This is a genomic window from Brevibacillus sp. YAE8, assembly GCF_057543335.1.
The window spans coordinates 612,518-632,025 of record NZ_BAAIYG010000001.1 but is presented as its reverse complement, the minus strand read 5'-3'; the positions used below and the strand labels follow the sequence as shown (position 1 = coordinate 632,025).

General features: G+C 53.0%; 21 protein-coding genes. All 21 read left to right on the top strand.

Annotated elements, in window-relative coordinates:
- Positions 1-17 precede the first annotated feature (17 nt).
- The 21 genes from flhA to AC27IT_RS02380 all read left to right on the top strand — a co-directional run bounded on the left by flhA (position 18) and on the right by AC27IT_RS02380 (position 19,498).
- Positions 18-2,060 carry a flagellar biosynthesis protein FlhA gene (flhA, locus tag AC27IT_RS02480; protein ID WP_005834227.1) on the top strand — a complete coding sequence of 681 codons (2,043 nt, stop codon included), beginning with the start codon at positions 18-20 and terminating at the stop codon, positions 2,058-2,060.
- Positions 2,057-3,403, top strand: coding sequence for a flagellar biosynthesis GTPase FlhF (gene flhF / locus AC27IT_RS02475; RefSeq protein WP_007777789.1), 1,347 nt, complete (start codon positions 2,057-2,059; stop codon positions 3,401-3,403). The genes flhA and flhF overlap by 4 nt, the downstream gene beginning before the upstream one ends.
- A gap of 5 nt (positions 3,404-3,408) precedes the next feature.
- The gene (locus AC27IT_RS02470) at positions 3,409-4,275 is read left to right on the top strand and encodes a MinD/ParA family protein (RefSeq protein ID WP_005834223.1); all 867 of its coding nucleotides are present in this window, start codon (positions 3,409-3,411) and stop codon (positions 4,273-4,275) included.
- A gap of 31 nt (positions 4,276-4,306) precedes the next feature.
- Positions 4,307-5,422 carry a protein-glutamate methylesterase/protein-glutamine glutaminase gene (locus AC27IT_RS02465; protein ID WP_005834221.1) on the top strand — a complete coding sequence of 372 codons (1,116 nt, stop codon included), beginning with the start codon at positions 4,307-4,309 and terminating at the stop codon, positions 5,420-5,422.
- A gap of 20 nt (positions 5,423-5,442) precedes the next feature.
- Positions 5,443-7,488 carry a chemotaxis protein CheA gene (locus tag AC27IT_RS02460; RefSeq protein WP_005834218.1) on the top strand — a complete coding sequence of 682 codons (2,046 nt, stop codon included), beginning with the start codon at positions 5,443-5,445 and terminating at the stop codon, positions 7,486-7,488.
- 16 nt (positions 7,489-7,504) lie between these two features.
- On the top strand, positions 7,505-7,981 hold the full coding sequence (locus AC27IT_RS02455) for a chemotaxis protein CheW (RefSeq protein WP_005834216.1): 477 nt from the start codon (positions 7,505-7,507) through the stop codon (positions 7,979-7,981).
- 5 nt (positions 7,982-7,986) lie between these two features.
- Complete coding sequence (locus tag AC27IT_RS02450) at positions 7,987-8,613, top strand: chemotaxis protein CheC (protein ID WP_005834215.1); 627 nt, start codon at positions 7,987-7,989, stop codon at positions 8,611-8,613.
- Complete coding sequence (locus AC27IT_RS02445) at positions 8,600-9,085, top strand: chemotaxis protein CheD (RefSeq protein WP_005834213.1); 486 nt, start codon at positions 8,600-8,602, stop codon at positions 9,083-9,085. The genes AC27IT_RS02450 and AC27IT_RS02445 overlap by 14 nt, the downstream gene beginning before the upstream one ends.
- Positions 9,086-9,087: 2 nt before the next feature.
- Positions 9,088-9,477, top strand: a complete 390-nt coding sequence (locus tag AC27IT_RS02440; RefSeq protein ID WP_005834211.1) for a hypothetical protein — start codon at positions 9,088-9,090, stop codon at positions 9,475-9,477.
- 16 nt (positions 9,478-9,493) lie between these two features.
- Entirely contained in the window at positions 9,494-10,282 is a 789-nt protein-coding gene (locus AC27IT_RS02435; protein ID WP_005834208.1) for a FliA/WhiG family RNA polymerase sigma factor, read from the top strand.
- A gap of 35 nt (positions 10,283-10,317) precedes the next feature.
- Positions 10,318-11,733, top strand: a complete 1,416-nt coding sequence (locus AC27IT_RS02430) for a flagellar assembly protein A (RefSeq protein WP_005834206.1) — start codon at positions 10,318-10,320, stop codon at positions 11,731-11,733.
- Positions 11,734-11,776: 43 nt separating this feature from the next.
- Positions 11,777-12,118 carry a hypothetical protein gene (locus AC27IT_RS02425; protein ID WP_005834204.1) on the top strand — a complete coding sequence of 114 codons (342 nt, stop codon included), beginning with the start codon at positions 11,777-11,779 and terminating at the stop codon, positions 12,116-12,118.
- A gap of 41 nt (positions 12,119-12,159) precedes the next feature.
- Positions 12,160-12,678, top strand: a complete 519-nt coding sequence (locus AC27IT_RS02420; protein ID WP_487091565.1) for a DUF6115 domain-containing protein — start codon at positions 12,160-12,162, stop codon at positions 12,676-12,678.
- A complete protein-coding gene (locus AC27IT_RS02415; RefSeq protein ID WP_487091564.1) occupies positions 12,671-13,327 on the top strand; it encodes a DNA polymerase III subunit gamma/tau in 657 nt (218 codons plus the stop codon). The genes AC27IT_RS02420 and AC27IT_RS02415 overlap by 8 nt, the downstream gene beginning before the upstream one ends.
- 197 nt (positions 13,328-13,524) lie before the next feature.
- Complete coding sequence (gene rpsB / locus AC27IT_RS02410; RefSeq protein WP_005834198.1) at positions 13,525-14,235, top strand: 30S ribosomal protein S2; 711 nt, start codon at positions 13,525-13,527, stop codon at positions 14,233-14,235.
- Between the two features lie 105 nt (positions 14,236-14,340).
- The gene (gene tsf, locus AC27IT_RS02405) at positions 14,341-15,228 is read left to right on the top strand and encodes a translation elongation factor Ts (RefSeq protein ID WP_025846098.1); all 888 of its coding nucleotides are present in this window, start codon (positions 14,341-14,343) and stop codon (positions 15,226-15,228) included.
- 157 nt (positions 15,229-15,385) lie between these two features.
- Complete coding sequence (pyrH, locus tag AC27IT_RS02400; RefSeq protein WP_005834193.1) at positions 15,386-16,108, top strand: UMP kinase; 723 nt, start codon at positions 15,386-15,388, stop codon at positions 16,106-16,108.
- A 2-nt stretch (positions 16,109-16,110) separates the two neighbouring features.
- Positions 16,111-16,668 carry a ribosome recycling factor gene (gene frr / locus AC27IT_RS02395; protein WP_005834191.1) on the top strand — a complete coding sequence of 186 codons (558 nt, stop codon included), beginning with the start codon at positions 16,111-16,113 and terminating at the stop codon, positions 16,666-16,668.
- Between the two features lie 68 nt (positions 16,669-16,736).
- Entirely contained in the window at positions 16,737-17,507 is a 771-nt protein-coding gene (gene uppS / locus AC27IT_RS02390) for an undecaprenyl pyrophosphate synthase (RefSeq protein ID WP_005834189.1), read from the top strand.
- A 17-nt stretch (positions 17,508-17,524) separates the two neighbouring features.
- Positions 17,525-18,310 carry a phosphatidate cytidylyltransferase gene (locus AC27IT_RS02385; protein ID WP_007786826.1) on the top strand — a complete coding sequence of 262 codons (786 nt, stop codon included), beginning with the start codon at positions 17,525-17,527 and terminating at the stop codon, positions 18,308-18,310.
- A gap of 39 nt (positions 18,311-18,349) precedes the next feature.
- Complete coding sequence (locus AC27IT_RS02380) at positions 18,350-19,498, top strand: 1-deoxy-D-xylulose-5-phosphate reductoisomerase (RefSeq protein ID WP_340673359.1); 1,149 nt, start codon at positions 18,350-18,352, stop codon at positions 19,496-19,498.
- Positions 19,499-19,508: the final 10 nt, after the last annotated feature.

Genomic DNA, 19,508 nt, shown 5'->3' with positions numbered 1-19,508 from the left:
AGGAAGGAGGATGAACGGTGGGATTTCGATTCAAGGAAATTGGTACGATTCTATTTGTGATAAGCATTGTTGTCATGATGGTAATCCCACTCCCTTCTGGGCTTCTTGATTTGCTGCTCATTTTGAATATCTCCCTTGCGTTGACCATTTTGCTTGTGTCGATGTACACAAAAGAAACGCTGGAGTTCTCCATTTTTCCGACAGTGCTTTTGATTACGACGTTGTTTCGGCTCGCTTTGAACGTGTCCACGACGCGGAACATTTTGTCGCATGGGGAAGGCGGACAAGTGATCGAGACGTTTGGCAGCTTTGTCGTCGGTGGGAACCAGGTAGTCGGATTCGTCGTGTTTCTGATTCTGATCGTCATTCAGTTCATCGTCATTACAAAAGGCTCCGAGCGTGTCGCAGAAGTAGCCGCACGCTTTACGCTCGACGCGATGCCAGGGAAGCAAATGAGTATCGACGCGGACTTGAATGCAGGGATGATTACAGAAGCAGAAGCGCGTGTACGGAGAAAAAAGATCGAAAATGAGGCAGACTTTTACGGGGCCATGGATGGTGCCAGCAAATTCGTCAAAGGGGACGCCATCGCAGGAATTATCATCTTTATTGTGAACATCATCGGCGGATTCATCATCGGGATGCTTGTTCATGGCTTCAGCTTTCAAGAATCTGCTTCCCGATTTACCACCATGTCGGTCGGGGATGCACTCGTCAGCCAGATTCCTGCGCTGCTCATCTCGACCGCAGCCGGGATCATCGTCACTCGCTCCACCTCCGGGGAAGGGCTGGGCGACGACATCGCCCGGCAAATGTTCTCCTTTCCGCGCCTTTTGTACATCGTAGCTGGCTGCATGCTGCTGCTTGGCCTGTTCACCCCAATCGGGCTGCTGCCTGTTTTGCCGGTGTCCGGGATCATGGGTTACGCAGCGTGGCGGATGGACAAGAAGCAGAAGATCGAGATTCAGGAATCGGCAGACAAGGTGGAGGAGCAGCAAATCGAAGAAGTGCGCAGTCCGGAAAGCGTGGTCAACCTTTTGCAAGTGGACCCGATCGAGTTCGAATTTGGCTACGGCCTGATTCCGCTCGCTGACGTAAAGCAAGGCGGGGACCTGCTGGATCGCGTCATCATGATTCGCAGACAGATCGCGCTGGAAATGGGGATCGTCGTTCCCGTCATCCGCATCCGCGACAATATTCAGTTGCGGCCAAACGAATACATGATAAAAATCAAAGGCAACCAGGTCGCCAAAGGGGAAATTCTGCTCGATCACTACCTCGCCATGAGCCCTGGAATTGACGATGATTCCATTGTCGGGATCGAAACAGTAGAGCCTGCGTTTGGATTGCCTGCATTATGGGTAACAGAAGAAAATAAGGAGATTGCCGAGCTGTCTGGCTACACGGTAGTCGATCCGCCGTCTGTCGTAGCGACGCATCTCACAGAAGTGGTCAAGCGCCACGCGCATGAGCTGCTCGGCCGACAAGAAACGCGGGCGCTTATCGACAACGTGCGAGAAGTGGCCCCGGTACTGGTGGACGAGCTCATTCCAGGACTTTTGTCGATTGGCGATGTGCAAAAAGTACTGCAGAAGCTGTTGCGTGAAAAAGTGTCGGTTCGCAATCTGCAAGTCATTCTCGAAGCGTTGGCGGACCACGCCATGTTTACAAAAGACCCGGAAGTGCTGACCGAGTACGTAAGACAGGCGATGTCCAGACAGATTACGCTGCAGTTTACAGAGCCCGGACAGCCTTTGCGGGTGCTGACAGCAGGCGCCGGCTTGGAAAAAGCAATCTCCGAGCGGGTGGAACAGTCTGAGCAGGGAAGCTACCTGGCGATGGACCCAGAGACGTCGCAACGGATCTTCCAAAGCATGTCGGCGGAAGTGAGCAAAATGATTAACTCCGGCCAGCAGCCGATCATCCTCGCGTCACCGGCCATTCGCATGTACCTGCGTCAGTTGGTGGAGCGAATGATGCCTGATATTCCTGTATTGTCGTACAGCGAGCTAGAGCCAAATGTTGAAGTGCAAAGCGTAGGGATGGTGAACATTTCGTGAGGGTAAAACGTTACATTGTCGATTCGATGCCAGAGGCGATGGAAAAAATCAGGCTCGATCTGGGAATAGACGCAGTCATCCTGAACTCCAAATCGATCAAGACAGGCGGATTGTTCGGTATGTTTGGCAAACAGAAAATCGAAGTAATCGCTGCTGTCGATGAAAAGGCAACGGAACGCGAGAGTGCTCCGGTCGCGGATGAGCATCGGTCGAAGGACGTTTTCTCCACTGGGCAGACGGGTACCTACACGGCTCAGCAAGCTTATCGCAGAGCCAACCAGGCAAAAGAAGCCGCTGAGCGAGCGGTGCCGCAACGAAGCGAGCCAAGGACGCCGGACAATCCGGCATCTGCCCCGGCTGCTGTGGCGACGCGCGCGGAGGCGGCACAGCCGGCCAGCCGGCAGAGGGAAGTTGCGGTCAAAGAAGCTCCCGCCGAGCAGGCAAAGGAAAGCGCGGCAGCTCCCAGCAGCACGACGCACGATGCCCTCGCGAACGAAGTCCGCGACATGCGGCAAATGTTCCAGAAGCTGTTGGTCAACGATCTCAGCCAGCAACTGCCGCCCGCCGTACAGGAAGTACGCAGCCGGCTGGTCAGGCAGGAGACGGCGGAAGAGGTGACGGCGGAAATCATCCGCAAGCTGATGGAGCAGGCGCAACCTCAGGGCGGATGGAGCGAGGAAGCGGCTTTTCGCGAGACGCGCAAGATCATTGCGTCGATGCTTGCGCCCTACGCACCAAAGTCAGCAGGCATCCCGCGAAATGTCCAGTTCGCCTTCTTTTTCGGGCCTACGGGCGTAGGCAAGACGACCACGATCGCCAAGCTGGCAGCCAGCAGCATGCTGAAGGAAAAGCGCCGGATCGGGTTTATTACTGCAGATACGTACCGGATGGCAGCCGTGGAGCAGTTGAAGACGTACGCCAACATCTTGAATGTGCCGCTGGAGGTTGTGTTTTCTCCGAAAGAAATGGCCCCGGCTATGGAGCGTCTCAGCGACTGCGATCTCATTTTTGTCGACACGGCTGGCCGCAATTTCCGCAACGATGAATACGTGCAAGGGATTCGCGAGCTGGTCGAGCATGGGAAGAACAGCGTGAATTACCTCGTGCTGAGTCTCGGCTCGAAGTACAACGACATGAAAACCATCGTGGAAAACTTTGCGGAGGTCCCTGCCAAGCAGGTCATTTTCACCAAGGCAGACGAGACGAACAGCTACGGCTCGATCTTGAACATTTGCTATGAGAGCAAGCTTGCCCTCTCTTACTTCACGACGGGACAAAACGTGCCAGACGATATCGTGGCAGCCTCACCAGAGCTTGCGGCGACGATGATTATGGGAGATTGACTTAGATGAGAGACCAAGCAGAACAACTTCGCGTGCGCATGCAGCAATCCGGCGCAAGAGAAAAAACGACCCGGCTGGTGACCGTGACCAGTGGAAAAGGCGGGGTTGGCAAGTCCAATTTCAGCTTGAATTTTGGGCTTGGATTGCTCGAACGGGGCCATAAAGCAGTCTTGTTCGACGTCGATCTCGGCCTTGCCAACCTCGATGTGTTGATGGGGATTACGCCGAAGAAGCACCTGTTCCACTTGCTTGAGCCGGACACTGATGTTTGGGAAATCATTGAGCGAGGGCCCGGGGGACTGGAATTTATTGCGGGCGGGTCTGGATTTACCCAGATCATGCAACTGGACGAGCCGAAGCTGGATCGGCTGTTTTCTCGCCTGAATCCGTTGCAGGGCTATGCGGATACGATCATTTTTGATACGGGAGCGGGTTTGTCGAAGGAGTCGTTGCGCTTCATGCTCTCGTCGGATGAAGTCATCCTGGTGACAACGCCGGAGCCGCCCGCGATTACGGACGCTTACGCCGTGATTAAAATGCTCCACGCCCGCAACCCTGCGGTTGTCATCCGCCTGGTCATCAATCGCGTCTCCTCGGAGAGAGAAGGCAAGATGACGGCAGACAAGCTGGCGATGGTCGCCAAGCGGTTTCTGGACATGGACATCCAGTCGCTTGGACATGTTTCTGACGATCCTCACGTATCAAAGGCTGTGAAGCAACAGCGTCCTTTTCTACTTACATATCCGCAATCGCAAGCCGCAAAAAGCATTCGGAATCTTGTAGCCCGGTATTTGGAGACTCCAGCCGATGCAGATGCAATGACGAGCGGGCTGAAAGGTTTTCTTGCGAGGCTGAAACACTTCATACGATAAGGCAAACAGGTAGGAAGGGAGTGACATTCGATTGAGCAAAATTCGAGTTCTGGTCACAGATGATTCTGCATTCATGCGTAAAGTTATTAGCGACATTTTATCAGGCGATCCCGAGATTGAAGTGATTGATCGAGCAAAGAATGGACTCGAATGTATCGAAAAGTGCAAACAACTCAGTCCGGATGTCCTCACACTGGACATCGAGATGCCGATCATGAACGGCCTGGAAGCATTGGAAAAGCTCATGGCAGACTGTCCGGTGCCAGTGGTTATGCTGAGCAGCCTGACACGCGAGGGAGCAGAGGCGACGATTCAGGCTTTGGAACTGGGTGCCTTTGACTTTATTACGAAGCCGTCTGGCCCGATTTCACTCGATATTCACAAAGTCGCGGATCGGCTGATCGAGCGGGTCAAAGCGGCGGCGGTAGCGAAAGGCCACATGCGCCGGACGCTGCGACCGAGCAGACCTGCCGCGCCAGAGCCAATGCGGCCAAGTCCGGCTTCTGCCACCGCTCCGGTGCGAACGGCACAGCCGCCTGTCCTGAACGCTTTGCCGCGACTGCAAAGCAGCGGAAAAGCAAGACTGGTCGTGCTGGGAACGTCGACAGGCGGCCCCAAGGCGCTGCAAAACGTCCTGACCGCAATCCCGGCTGGCTTCCCGGCACCGATCGCGATTGTGCAGCACATGCCGGCTGGTTTTACGAAATCGCTGGCGCAAAGGCTCGACTCCCTATGCCACATACGTGTGACGGAGGTAACGGACGGGGAATGGCTTGAGCCGGGCACAGCCTATATTGCACCAGGCGGGTATCACTTTGAGGTGCACCAGGCGAATGGAAAGCTGCAGGCCCACCTGCACCAGCAAGAGCCGCGGGGAGGTCACAGACCTTCTGTCGACGTCCTTTTTGAATCCGCCAGTCGATTGACAAATGTAGACAAATGGGCAATTATCATGACAGGCATGGGAAATGATGGGACCAAAGGTCTAAAGCAGATGAAGGAGCTTGGACCTGTTACCAGTATTATCGAAGACGAGTCGAGTTGTGTCGTATTCGGGATGCCACGAGCGGCGATCCAGGCAGGACTGGCAGATCATGTGGCCCCATTAGAAAAAATTCCAGAGCTGTTGTGCAAGCTCTTGCACTGATTTTGGGAGGTGGATCACCGATGGATATGAATCAGTATTTGGACATGTTTATTGAGGAGTCAAAAGAACACCTGCAAGCAATCAACGCCAATTTGTTGCTGTTGGAAAGTGATCCGGGAAACATTGCGCACGTCAAGGAAATTTTTCGTTCGGCGCACACCTTGAAAGGGATGTCGGCGACCATGGGCTTCGAAGATATGGCCAGCCTGACGCACGAAGCGGAAAACGTGCTCGATCTGATTCGCAACCAGAAGCTGACGATCACCAGTGACATCATGGATGTCATCTTTCAAAGCGTGGATCTGATCGAAAGCATGGTGATCGATATTACAGAAGGCGGAGACGGCTCGGCCGACGTATCGGGTCCGGTGAAAAAGCTGAGGGCGATTGTCTCCGGCGATTATTCCGCCGAACAGGAAGTGGCGGCGGCTGCGACAGCCGTAGCGGAAGAGGAAGCAGTCGAGGCGGCGCAAGCGGAAGGCACGCCTGCCGAGGACCACGACCTGGACGACTACGCGCTGATGGTGCTGAAGCAGTCCAAGGAGCTCGGCAACAACGTGATGTGGATCAAGGTCACGCTGAATGAGAACTGCCTGCTGAAAGCGGCGCGCGCCTACATGGTGTTCGACCAGTTGGAATCGATGGGGGAAGTCATCAAGACGAAGCCGTCGGTCGAGGATATCGAAAACGAGTGCTTCGAGCAATCTTTCGAGATCGCCTACGTCACCATGCAGTCTGCGGAAAAAGTCCGCAGCACGATTCTCAACATTTCGGAGATACAGGACGTTGCGATTGATCCGATTCAATTGAAAAAAGAAGCGCCACCAACTCCTGTAGTGACGGAAGCAGCCGCACCTGTGGAGAAAAAAGCGCCGGACAATGCCCAGGCAGCCGCTGCCAAGAAAGCGACCGCTGGCGGCAAAACGATCCGCGTCGACATCGACCGCCTGGACATTTTGATGAACCTGTTCAGCGAGCTGGTAATCGACCGCGGACGTCTGGAGCAGTTGGCTCGCGAGATCGGCAAAAGCGAGCTGCAGGAAACGGTGGAGCATATGAGCCGCATCAGCGGAGATTTGCAAAACATCATCCTGACGATGCGCATGGTTCCCGTCGAGCAAGTCTTCAATCGCTTCCCGCGCATGATTCGCGATTTGCAGAAGGAGCTACATAAAAAAGTGAATCTGGAAATCATCGGGGCGGAGACAGAGCTGGATCGCACCGTCATCGACGAGATCGGGGACCCGCTCAACCACTTGTTGCGCAACTCGCTCGACCACGGGATCGAATCGCCGGCAGATCGGAAAATGGCCGGAAAGCCGGAAGAAGGAACGATCGTACTGCGCGCGTTCCACAGCGGCAACCACGTCTTTATCGAAGTGAAAGACGACGGCGCAGGCATCAACAAGGAAAAAGTGCTGAAAAAAGCGATTGAACGGGGCATTGTGAATCCGGCCAACGCAGATAGCATGTCGGATAAGCAAATTCACGAACTGTTGTTCGCAGCGGGTTTTAGTACCGCTGAAGTGGTCTCGGATATTTCCGGCCGCGGCGTAGGGCTGGATGTCGTCAAATCCAAGATCGAATCGCTCGGCGGCAGCGTCGGTGTCGAATCTGTTCGCGGACAAGGAACGACTTTCCTGATCCAGCTCCCGCTGACGCTCTCGATCATTTCTGCGATGCTTGTGCAGGTAAAAGACGAGAAGTACGCGGTGCCGCTTTCCTCGATTATTGAAACGGCTGTGTTCAAGAAAGACCAGATCATGATGGCTCATCGCCAAAAGGTGATCGACTTCAGGGGACGCGTTGTTCCGCTCGTTTCCTTGCAGGACATTTTCCAGGTGCCGGACAACGGGGCGGACAAAGACGATGAAGTAGCGGTTGTCATCGTCCGCAAAGGGGAAAAAATGGCCGGGCTTGTGGTCGATTCCTTTATCGGCCAGCAGGAAATCGTCCTCAAATCACTTGGCAAGTACCTGGTCAACGTCTTTGCCATTTCGGGTGCAACGATCCTGGGAGACGGCCAAGTCGCTCTCATCATTGATTGCAACGCACTGATTAAGTAGAGGGAGGGGCAGCCACATGCTCGATCAAAAAGAAATCGTAAGCGAAGTCAAAGTGATTGTGTTTCGGTTAAAGGACGAAGAGTACGGGGTAGAAGTCAATCAAGTAAAATCGATCGAAAAGCTGGAGCACATCACCCGTGTTCCACGCACGCCCCAGTTCGTCAAAGGAGTTATCAACCTGCGCGGAGTGGTCACCCCGATCATTGACCTTCGCAACCGGTTCGGGCTGGAGGAAAGCCTCTATTCCGAATCGACCCGCATCATCATCGTCGCGGTAGGCGAACTGGAAGTCGGCTTGATTGTGGATGCTGCCAACGATGTCATCGACATCCCGGTCAATGCGATTGAGCCGCCGCCAGAAGTTGTAGGCGGGGTTGAAGCCGCTTATCTGCGCGGAGTAGCGAAGCTGGACAAACGACTGTTGATTTTGTTGAATCTCGATAAAGTATTGAGCACAGAGGAAATCAAACAACTGGACTCAATTGAGGGGTAAGAAAGATGGCCTATTTCACAAAGTTTGGGGATTTCCAATTTGATGTGCTGCGGGAAATCGGGAACATCGGTGCAGGACATGCTGCAACGGCTCTCTCCAAGCTGATGCAAAAAGAGATCGACATGAAAGTGCCTCAGGTCAGCATCATACCGTTTGACGAAGTGGCGGATTGTGTCGGTGGCGCGGAAGCGGTTGTCGTTACCGTCTTTTTACGAGTTGAAGGCGATTGTCCAGGAAACATGTTTTTCATTCTCGACCTGGACTCTGCGAGACATCTGCTGGAACAAATTACGGGGATCAACAAGGATGTTTATGATTGGGAAGAGCTGGAAATTTCGGCTCTTCACGAGATCGGCAATATTTTGACTGGGTCCTATCTCTCCTCACTGGCAGATTTCACACAGCTCAACCTGCAGCCTTCTGTACCTGCGCTCGCTGTGGATATGGCTGGAGCGATTCTCAGCTACGGATTAATAGCGTTGGGTCAAGCGGGTGACTTTGCCCTCACGATTGACACAGCTTTTTTTGAAGGCAATGAAAAAGTCAAAGGGAACTTTTTCCTTATCCCTGATCCTGAATCGCTTCCTATTCTATTTCGTTCATTAGGGGTTCCGTTCGATGGAGATTATTAAGATAGGTATGGCCGACCTCGGTGTGGCAAAGCCACCGAGCAAGCTACGAACCACAGGTCTGGGTTCTTGCGTAGGGGTTGTCCTCTACGATCATATCCATAAAATTGCAGGGATGGCACACGTTATGCTTCCGGAGTCTTCGCTGGCCAAAAGCGGGGAGGTGACGATCGGGAAGTACGCCGATACAGCGATTCCCCATCTGATCGAGTTGATGGAAAAAGCAGGTGCCCAAACCCGGAATATCGTCGCCAAAATCGCGGGTGGAGCACAGATGTTTGCCTTTCTCGGAAGCAGCGACACCATGCGGATTGGGCCTAGAAATGTCGAGGCTTGCAAACAGGCTTTGAAGGAAGCTCACATTAGAATCGTGGCAGAAGATACAGGGGGAAACTGCGGTCGGACAATAGAGATGGATGCCACCAGTGGGGTTCTTCAAATCCGTACGGTAAATCAAGGTGTGAAGGAAGTATAAGAATGTTGGGAACCATTTGGATAAATGCAGGCATGGGGTTGCTCGCTTTTGTCATCACATTTTGCACGGCACTTGCGAGTAATGTCTGGCTTGTCTCTCTGGAGCGGGCCGTCATTGCTCTGGTGATATTCTTCCTTGCCGCTTTTCCGATCCGCTTTGTTCTGGCTCTCGTCACCGAGACACCAGGCCAGTCCGTGACAGCAGAAGGACCAGAGGAGTCAACCGCTCCTCTGGCTGAAGGCGGGACAGAGGCGAAGCCGACAGAACAAACGGGTGAGACGGCGGCAGAGGAAGCATTTTCTCCGCTCTCCTTCACCAAGCTGGAGGCGGTACCTCCTACTGAGGATCCAGCCACCGTTGCAGAGGTCGTTAGGCGCTTAACAGATGAGTAAAGGTTGGTGACTATTCGTGGCACGGCTAACCAGTCAAGAAAAAGCAAAAGAGTTCGATAAATGGGTCATGTGGAAGCAAGAGGGCAGTCGCGAAGCGGAAGTTGATCTCATCACCAAGTTTTTGCCGCTGGTGGACAAGGTGGCAAATCGGCTGGCCATCAATTTGCCGGCTAACGTGGACAAGGATGACTTAATCAGCTACGGACGATTTGGGTTGCTGGACGCTTTGGCCAAATTCGATCATACGCGGGGACTGCAATTCGAGACATATGCCATGTGGCGCATTCGCGGAGCCATGATTGACGGCCTGCGTGAAAATGACTGGATCCCTCGCACCGTTCGGGACAAGGCCAAAAAAATCGAAGAAGCGTACACCACCTTGGAGCAGAAAATGCTGCGAATGCCAACCGATCAGGAAGTTTCCGAATATCTCGGAATAAGCGAAAAAGATCTGCAGCAGGTGTTTCTGGAAACCTCTTTGGCCAGCATGGTTTCCATTGACGAGGCAGTAGGGGAAGAGGACGAGCAGAAGACCGCAAGACATTCCTACATCGTGGACGAGCTGACTCCGCGACCGGAAACGGTAGCAGAAGTCGGCAGCTTGAAAGAAGTGCTAGTAGGTGTAATCGACAAGCTTCCAGAGAAGGAAAGACTCGTCGTCTCCCTGTTTTACTTCGAGGAGATGACGCTGTCCGAAATCGCTGAAATCATGAGCTTGTCACCTTCACGGATCTCCCAGCTTCATTCGAAGGCTCTTTTCCGGCTTCGTTCCGCCTTGTCGAGATGGAAGTCGCAATTGATGTAAACGTAATGTACCCAAGCTTGAGAGGGGTAGAATGTATGGAAGGGATCGGGAATTATAGACTAGAGGTAAAAATCTCAGCAGATAAACTAGAGGCAGAAATCTTTCTGAAAGTCGGGGAAGAAGACCTCGAAAGCATCGTGCTCAAGGAATCGGACGTCTACAACGCGCTGCAAACGAGCAAAGTGAAGGCGGGCATCCTCGAAGAAGTTGTGCAGGAGCTGTGTGCAATCCCTGCGAAGTATGCAAACGCCCGCGTCACGATTGCGCGCGGAGTCGCTCCAGTTGACGGAACCGATGCTTTTATCGAGTATCCGTATTTGGCAACTGTTTCCGATGAGGAAGGGCCAAAAGAACTGGAAGATGGCCGAGTCGATTTTTATAATATAACCAGCATACCGAATGTAGTAAAAGGACAGCTCTTAGCCCGCAAAATTCCAGCTACCCCTGGAACCCCGGGGACAGCAGTTACCGGAGAGCCCATCGCTCCCAAAGCAGGCAAGGAAATCAACATCAAGCCCGGCAAAAATGTCGTGCACAACCAGGAGCGTACGATGCTTTACGCTGCCATTGATGGACAAGTTTCCTTTACCGACCAGGACAAACTGAACGTCTTTCCCGTTTTTGAAGTGAATGGGGATGTCGATTTTGGGGTTGGCAACATTGATTTCGTGGGAACGGTGGTCATTCGCGGGAACGTATTGAACGGATTTCGGGTCAAGGCATCTGGCGATATCCGCGTGTTAGGAAGCGTAGAGGGAGCCGAGCTATACGCGGACGGATCGATTGAGATTAAAAGCGGCATCGTGGCGCAGGACAAAGGCATGATCGTCGCAGGGAAGGACATCCGCACGTCGTTTATCCAAAATGCGAATGTGACGGCCGGCCATCAGGTGATCGTGTCGCAGAGCATCATGTTTTCCACCGTGCGGGCAGGAAAGCAAATCATTTGCAAAGGCCCGAAAGGCATTATTATCGGGGGCGTCCTGCAGGCGGGAGAAAAAATTGCCGCCCGGGTGTTCGGCAACAACAGCGCAACCCCTACCGTTTTGGAGGTAGGCGTGAAGCCGGAGCTGCGCCAGGAACTGGCCAACATTCAAAAAGATTTGCAGAATGTGTATGAAAATTTACGCAAAACGGATCAGGGCCTGGGTGTGCTCAATCAAATTTTGCACTCAGGCAAGGAGCTTACAACCGAAAAGCGGATCATGCAAATCAAGCTGACCAATACGCGACTGGTTTTGGAAAAGGAATGCAAGGAGCTTGAAGCCCGGAAAAAGGAGCTGGAAATCGAGCTAAAAGGCGAAGGCCCCGCCGCCGTAGAGGTGTACCAAGTTATGTATCCGGGGATCAAGCTGACATTCGGCAAGCTCGTGCATTTTATCAAGCATGAGTACGCCCGGACGCGCTTTATCGTCCTCGATGGGGAAATCAGTACCGCAACCCTCATCTAAAAGCCGAGTTTGATTCCGCAGGCGAGGAAGGGAGTTGAGCTGTATGAGTTTGAAAGCGGTTGAATTGCAAGTGGCGCTGCCACGCACGTTAGAGGTCAGCCGGATTCAGGAGCACCAGCTACAACGGTCCATGCATGAAACACAGTCGATGATCGATCAGCGCAAAGATTTGGACGCGCACATGCGCCAGCGTCCGGCGAACGTCGATGAAACGCAAAAAAATCAGATTCGCGAGAGGGAGCAGGGACAGCAGCAGAAGCAGGAGGACCCAGCGCACAGCGCATCTGCCGAAGCAAAGAATGCCGCAGCAAAAGAGCACAGCTCCCCTTCCTCTGTCTCCATGCGAGATCCCATGCGCGGGCGCTTTATTGATATTTCCTTATAAAAGGAACAAAGTAAGACAAGCCAGAAGCAAAGGTGGCCAACATGGACCAAGTGTATCTCATCTTGATTGGAGCGGGAATCATCATCATGCTGCTTGCTTTTTTCCTGCAAAGAAAGACGCCGGATGATGCTGCCGCCATACCGACACAGCGACTGACAGACAAGGCAGAAACTGAAAAAAGCCTGCAACGGTTAAGCAAGCAGTTCAAGCAGGAAACCGCCCTTCTTTCTGCCGAATGGCAAGAAACAAGGGCTGATTTGCTTCACGAAATCGATCTGTTGAAAAAGCGGGTCGAGCAACTGGAGCAGCAATGGAACGAAAGAGCTGCCCATGCGCAAGTGGCCGCCTCCGCCGAGCAGGGGCAAACGAATGGCGCGCAACCTGCGGCAGAGGATGTCGATATGCTGGCTTTGCGCGAGCGCTATCGGCGCGTGTTCGAACTGAGCCGGGAAGGGCTCTCTCCTGACGAGATCGCCAAGCGGCTGGGCGCAGGCCGCGGGGAAATCGACCTCATTTTCGCGCTGGCGCAAAGGAACGAGCGAGGTTTTGCCGATGCGTAAACGCGAGCTGTTATTCGGATTTGGCGCAGGCTTGCTCGTGGCTGCTTCGATCATCGGTCTGGTCGCACCGAAAAGCGAAGCGCCAGCGGCAGCACTTACCGAGGAAGAAATCAAGCAGGCGGCGACCGAATTGCAAATGGTCGTACTCACGCCAGAGGAATACAAGCAATGGCAGGAAGAAAAAAAGGTCAACGTCCAGCCTGCACCGAGCGCCCCGAAGGCGCCGGCAGCGCCTGAAGTGCAGCAGACGAAGCCCCCGGCGACAGTCCAGCCGAAAGCGCCAGTGACGAGCGAAGCGACACCGCCAAGCGTGGAGAGTGCCGCACAGCCTGCTCCTGCCGCTGAGACGGCGAGCCAGAGCACCACGCCGGCGACAGCACCAGCCGCAACTGCCGCTCCACAGCCGCCTGCTGTCGCGTCTCCCGCAGCGAAGAAAACCGTCTCCTTTACAGTGCCGTACAAAGCGACGGCGGAGGGAGTTGCCGCGACGCTCGTCAAGGAAGGGATATTGCCTAAAAACAACAAGTTTGTGGAAGAGTTGCGCTCCATGGACAAGCTGAACCGCATCCGGGTAGGGACGTATCAGGTTTCGGTGCCTGTCTCGGAGGCGGAGATTGCCAAGCTCATCACCACGCCGCCGAAAAAATAAGGCGGTATTTTTTTGCAAAAATAATGGAATTCGTTTGTTGCAATTGAAACACCCATATGATATATTCATTTACGGTGTTGAAATCGCACGTCCACCAATTCCGGCAATGGTGCTGCCACTTTGGCAGAATTGCTTGGAACATGCGGTGAGGCGGAGGTAGGCATCAAAAAAACCACTTTTTGAAGGAGGTGTGAAATATGGCAGTAATTTCGATGAAACAACTGCTCGAGGCTGGTGTACACTTCGGTCACCAAACTCGTCGTTGGAACCCGAAAATGGCTCGCTATATCTTCACCGAACGTAACGGAATCTACATTATCGACCTGCAAAAAACCGTGAAAAAAGTTGAGGAAGCGTACAACTTCGTACGTGAACTCGCTCAAGACGGCGGAAAAGTGCTCTTCGTTGGTACGAAGAAACAAGCACAAGAATCCGTAAAAGAAGAAGCTGAACGTACAGGTCACTACTACATCAACCAACGCTGGTTGGGTGGTACCCTGACAAACTTCACAACCATCAAAAAACGTACAGCTCGCCTCGCTGAGCTGAAACGCATGGAAAACGATGGTACTTTCGAAGTATTGCCTAAGAAAGAAGTTATCGTTCTGCGCAAAGAAATGGATCGCCTGGAAAAATTCCTCGGCGGTATCGCTCACATGGATAAATTGCCAGACGCTCTGTTTGTCATCGATCCTCGTAAAGAGCGCATCGCTGTAGCAGAAGCTCGCAAATTGGGTATCCCAATCGTTGCAATCGTAGATACTAACTGCGATCCAGATGAGATCGACTACGTGATCCCAGGTAACGATGACGCAATTCGCGCTGTGAAACTGCTCACTGCAAAAATGGCAGACGCTCTCTTGGAAGGCAACCAAGGAACAGAGCAACAAGCCACAACAACTGCGTAAGCAAGTGTGTAAAAGGGTGGACTGAGGGTGTCAGAGCCCCCGTCCATCCTTTTTTTTCTTCAAAAGGCATTTGTAGATTGTAACTTTCCAAGGAGGTTTCACTCAATGGCAATTAGTGCACAAGCGGTTAAAGAACTGCGCGAGCGTACAGGCGCAGGTATGATGGATTGCAAACGCGCGCTGGAAGAAACAGCGGGCGACATGGAAAAAGCGATTGACCTGCTCCGCGAGCGCGGTATCGCAAAAGCGGCGAAAAAATCCGGCCGTATCGCAGCAGAAGGTTTGACAGCTACAGCGGTTGCTGGTAACGTAGCAGCAGTTGTGGAAGTAAACTGCGAAACAGACTTCGTTGCGAAAAACCCTGAGTTCCAAACACTCGTGAAAGACATCGCTGAGCACGTTGTATCCCAACGCCCTGCAACTGTAGAGGAAGCGCTGGAGCAACCGTTCAAAGGTGCTGGCGACACTCTGGCACAAGTTATCAACGAAAAAATCGCGACTATCGGAGAAAACATCTCCTTCCGTCGTTTCGCTGTATCCGAGAAATCCGACAACGGCGTATTCGGTACTTACCTGCACATGGGTGGTAAAATCGGCGTGCTGGTAACACTCGAAGGCACGCAAAACGAAACATTGGCGAGAGACCTGGGTATGCACGCTGCTGCTTCCAACCCTCGTTTCGCTAACCGTGAAGAGGTTTCCCAAGACGAAATCGATCGCGAGCGCGAAGTTCTGAAAAACCAAGCACTGGCTGAAGGCAAGCCTGCTAACATCGTAGAGAAAATGGTGGAAGGCCGCCTCTCCAAATTCTTCGAAGAATACGTACTGGTTGAGCAACCATTCGTAAAAGACCCAGACAAGAAAGTATCTGCTCTGTTGAAAGAAGCAGGCGCTTCCTTGAAAGAATTCGCTCGCTTCCAAGTAGGCGAAGGGATCGAGAAGAAGCAAGAAGACTTCGCAGCCGAAGTAATGGCTCAAGTGAATAAGCAGTAATAAAGGTATAGGGAACACCTTCGTGTTCCCTATTTTCAAAGCGAGAGTTTCACGACATGTGAAACTCTCCTGCACGTAAAAAGCAATGTGTCCGAAGCTTTTCAGAAGGAATGCAGACGAGGCACAGAGAATGATTCATGAATGGAGGCCGTTTCACATGCCACTTCCTGCCTATAAACGGGTTGTGTTAAAGTTGAGTGGGGAAGCACTGGCGGGGGACCTCGGGTACGGAATCGACCCGAAGGTGATCTTCTCCGTAGCGAACCAGATCAAAGAAATCGTAGAATTGGGAGTACAAGTCGCCGTAGTCGTCGGTGGAGGTAACATCTGGCGCGGACTTTCCGGAAGCTCCAAAGGAATGGATCGGGCTACTGCTGACTACATGGGGATGTTGGCCACGATTATGAACTCACTCGCCTTGCAGGATGGGTTGGAAAAAGTGAACGTCCCGACTCGTGTCCAAACCTCGATTGAGATGCGACAAGTGGCGGAGCCATACATACGCCGACGCGCCATTCGCCACCTGGAGAAAATGCGCGTGGTCATTTTCGCTGCCGGAACGGGTAACCCTTATTTTTCTACAGATACGACGGCTGCCCTGCGTGCTGCTGAAATCGAAGCAGAGGTCATTTTGATGGCGAAAAACAAGGTCGATGGGGTCTATTCCGCTGACCCGAGCCTGGATCCGAATGCGCAAAAGTACGACAAGCTGACGTTCCTGGAAGTCCTCAACAAAGGGCTGGGTGTTATGGATTCGACCGCATCGAGCTTGTGCATGGATAACAGCATCCCACTCATCGTGTTTAACATTTCCGAAGAAGGCAATATTCGCCGGGCAGTAATGGGCGATAAAATCGGTACTCTAGTGAAGGGGGAATAATCATGCCACAAACAGTGCTAAAAGACATGGAAGATCGTATGAATAAAGCGATCCTCGCTTTGAAAAAAGACTTGTCCAGCCTCCGTGCAGGCCGTGCCAACCCTGCGATGCTGGACCGCGTGATGGTGGACTACTACGGTACGCCAACACCGATCAGCCAGCTCGCGAACATCAGCGTTCCTGAGCCGCGCATGCTGACGATCCAGCCGTGGGACAAAACTGCGCTGAAAGAAATTGACCGTGCGCTGCAACAGTCTGACCTGGGCATTTCTCCATCCAATGATGGGGTTATCATCCGCCTGGTCATCCCGCCGCTTACCGAAGAGCGCCGCAAAGAGCTCGTGAAGCTGGCGTCAAAAGGCGGAGAGGAAGCGAAAGTCGCCATCCGCAATATTCGCCGCGATGCGAATGACGAGATCAAAAAGCTGGAAAAGGCTGCGACCATTTCCGAGGATGAATCCCGTCGCCATCAGGAAACGATCCAAAAAACGACCGACAAGTTCATCGCAGAAGTCGACAAGATCGTGAAGGACAAAGAAAAAGACATCTTGGAAGTATAATTTTTAGGGCGATCCCCCTCATTTGAGGGGGATGTACGTCTATATCTCTCATTACGGGGGAACACTTTATGTTAGAACATCTGGCGCGCAAATGGAGCCGCAAGGAAAAACAATCGGTACCAGCCGAGTTGGATCGTTCCGGAAAAATCCCGCAGCATGTCGCGGTGATTATGGACGGCAACGGTCGTTGGGCCAATATGCGCAATTTACCCCGGGTCGCCGGGCATCGAGCAGGCATGAAAACGGTAAAGGAAGTCGTAAAGGCTGCTGACGAGATCGGCGTGCGTTACATGACCATGTACGCTTTTTCTACAGAAAACTGGAAGCGACCACGCGACGAAGTCGATTTTCTAATGAAGCTTCCGCAGGAATTTTTGTCGACAGAATTGGATGAATTGATCGAACGCGACGTGCGCATCCGCATGCTCGGCAGCAAGGAAGAGCTGCCGTCGCATACGTTGAAGGCTCTGCATGAAGCAGAGGAGCGCACCCAAGGAAATCAAGGTCTTCAATTGTGTTTTGCCTTGAATTACGGAGGTCGCGACGAAATCGTCAAAGCGTTTTCCGTGTTGGCACAGAAAGTAAAAGCGGGGGAGCTCGATCCGGGAGAACTGGATGAAGAAGCGATTTCCCGTTATCTTTATACAAGCGACATTCCGGACCCTGACCTCTTGATTCGCACCAGTGGAGAAATTCGCTTGAGTAACTTTATGCTTTGGCAGTTGGCTTACACAGAATTGTGGTTTACGGATGTGCTCTGGCCTGATTTTACCCGTGAACACTTTTTTCAAGCGATTGTGGAATACCAAGGCCGAGCTCGTCGCTACGGGGCGGTATAGCCGAGAGGTGGAATCAGTTGAAGCAACGAATCATAACAGGCCTGATTGGTGGAGCGGCTTTTCTCTTTTTTATCTACCTAGGTGGAGCCTGGTACTCACTATTGGTGTTTTTGCTGGCCGTCATAGGCCATTTTGAATTTATGCGGATGGCTGGCATTCAGCCATTCCATGTGGCAGGAATACTCGGCTACGCGCTCGTGGTCAGCTTGCTCTGGCCGTCGCTCGCGTTTTCGGAATGGCTTCGCATCAGTATGCCGGATCTGTTGCTGCCTGTCATCCTGCTTTTGTTGATTTACTCCGTTTTGCGGAAAAATCAGTTTCACATTGAACACGTCGCCCTTACGCTGGTGGGGGCGTTATACATAGGCTTCGGTTTTACATACATGGCCGCAGCCCGCAACCTCCCCGACGGACTGATGCTCACCGCGCTGGTGATCGCAGCGATCTGGTCGACGGATTCGGGGGCCTATTTTGTCGGGAAAGCGATCGGCAAGCGCAAGCTGTGGCCGGAAATCAGTCCCAACAAAACGGTCGAGGGTGCGCTTGGCGGCTTGGCAGCGGCTATTTTGGTCGTCATCGTCATCAATGCAAGCTTCGGCAGCTTGCCATTTGACAAGGCGCTCGTCATCGCGCTGGTCGCCGGTGTCGTCGGGCAGTTGGGCGACCTGGTAGAGTCGGCGTTCAAACGACATTTTCACGTAAAAGATTCAGGACAGCTCATTCCCGGACACGGCGGCGTGCTGGATCGTTTCGACAGTTTTTTGCTTGTCTTTCCGGTTTTGCATCTGCTAGGTATCGTCTGAAACCTGGTGCATATAGAAGAGATATAGAGGGTGAAATCAGTGAAAAAAATAGCGCTCTTGGGTTCAACCGGCTCGATTGGAACAAGCACGCTGGAAGTCGTGGAACAGCATCCCGAAGAGTTTTCTGTCGTCGCCATGGCAGCAGGGACGAATGTGGAGCTGCTCGCCCAGCAGGTCGAAACGTTTCGGCCTGAGCTTGTTTCGGTGGGGAACGAGCAGGCGGCTGCCCGGCTTCGCGAACGACTGGGGAGCGGATACAAGCCCGAGATTGTGTGCGGTTCAGAAGGGCTTAAGTTGGTTGCCCGCCATGAAGCCGCCAGCATGGTCATGACCGCTGTCGTTGGCAGTGTAGGGGTCGCTCCTACACTCGCGGCGATCGAGGCAGGAAAAACGATCGGGCTTGCGAACAAGGAAACGCTGGTGAGCGCAGGACCCGTCGTGATGAAGCGGGCGAAGGAAAAGGGCGTGGCGATCATCCCGGTTGACAGCGAGCATTCCGCTGTTTTTCAATGTCTGCAGGGAGAGCGGGCAGAAGATGTGGCGCGGGTCATTTTGACGGCATCAGGCGGTTCTTTTCGCCATTTGAGCCGCCAAGAGCTGCAGAAGGTGACAATAGAGCAGGCATTGGCGCACCCGAACTGGAGCATGGGCGCAAAAATCACCATTGACTCGGCTACGATGATGAACAAAGGCTTCGAGGTGATCGAGGCCCACTGGTTGTTTGATTTGCCGTACGAACAAATCGACTGCGTGCTGCATTATGAAAGTATCATTCACTCTATGGTAGAATACAAAGACCGGGCCGTGATGGCGCAACTGGGCACGCCGGATATGAAAGTGCCGATCCAGTACGCCATGAGCTATCCCGGCAGAAAAAATCTGACTACGGAACCTCTTGATCTGGTCAAAATCGGCTCGCTTCATTTTGCTGCCATGGATTTTGAACGCTATCCTCTGCTACAATTGGCATATGAGTGCGGGAAAGCGGGAGGCACGTACACCGCTGTCCTGAATGCAGCCAATGAAGTGGCTGTCGATCTTTTCCTCAAGGGGGCGATTGCCTTCCTCGACATCGAAAAGGTCGTCAGACAGACGTGCGAGGCTCATAAGGGCGTGCATAATCCTGAACTGGAAGAGATTTTTGAAGCTGATCGGTGGGCGCGCACGCATGCGCTTGCGTCCGTATAACAAAACTGGA

Bases quoted from the DNA above. Each gene is read 5' to 3' on its own strand.
- AC27IT_RS02430 (WP_005834206.1), top strand. From the start codon at position 10,318: ATGGAAGGGATCGGGAATTATAGACTAGAGGTAAAAATCTCAGCAGAT.
- AC27IT_RS02420 (WP_487091565.1), top strand. From the start codon at position 12,160: ATGGACCAAGTGTATCTCATCTTGATTGGAGCGGGAATCATCATCATG.
- AC27IT_RS02415 (WP_487091564.1), top strand. From the start codon at position 12,671: ATGCGTAAACGCGAGCTGTTATTCGGATTTGGCGCAGGCTTGCTCGTG.
- AC27IT_RS02445 (WP_005834213.1), top strand. From the start codon at position 8,600: ATGGAGATTATTAAGATAGGTATGGCCGACCTCGGTGTGGCAAAGCCA.
- rpsB (WP_005834198.1), top strand. From the start codon at position 13,525: ATGGCAGTAATTTCGATGAAACAACTGCTCGAGGCTGGTGTACACTTC.
- frr (WP_005834191.1), top strand. From the start codon at position 16,111: ATGCCACAAACAGTGCTAAAAGACATGGAAGATCGTATGAATAAAGCG.
- AC27IT_RS02470 (WP_005834223.1), top strand. From the start codon at position 3,409: ATGAGAGACCAAGCAGAACAACTTCGCGTGCGCATGCAGCAATCCGGC.
- AC27IT_RS02460 (WP_005834218.1), top strand. From the start codon at position 5,443: ATGGATATGAATCAGTATTTGGACATGTTTATTGAGGAGTCAAAAGAA.
- AC27IT_RS02425 (WP_005834204.1), top strand. From the start codon at position 11,777: ATGAGTTTGAAAGCGGTTGAATTGCAAGTGGCGCTGCCACGCACGTTA.
- uppS (WP_005834189.1), top strand. From the start codon at position 16,737: ATGTTAGAACATCTGGCGCGCAAATGGAGCCGCAAGGAAAAACAATCG.
- AC27IT_RS02450 (WP_005834215.1), top strand. From the start codon at position 7,987: ATGGCCTATTTCACAAAGTTTGGGGATTTCCAATTTGATGTGCTGCGG.
- AC27IT_RS02440 (WP_005834211.1), top strand. From the start codon at position 9,088: ATGTTGGGAACCATTTGGATAAATGCAGGCATGGGGTTGCTCGCTTTT.
- AC27IT_RS02455 (WP_005834216.1), top strand. From the start codon at position 7,505: ATGCTCGATCAAAAAGAAATCGTAAGCGAAGTCAAAGTGATTGTGTTT.
- pyrH (WP_005834193.1), top strand. From the start codon at position 15,386: ATGCCACTTCCTGCCTATAAACGGGTTGTGTTAAAGTTGAGTGGGGAA.
- tsf (WP_025846098.1), top strand. From the start codon at position 14,341: ATGGCAATTAGTGCACAAGCGGTTAAAGAACTGCGCGAGCGTACAGGC.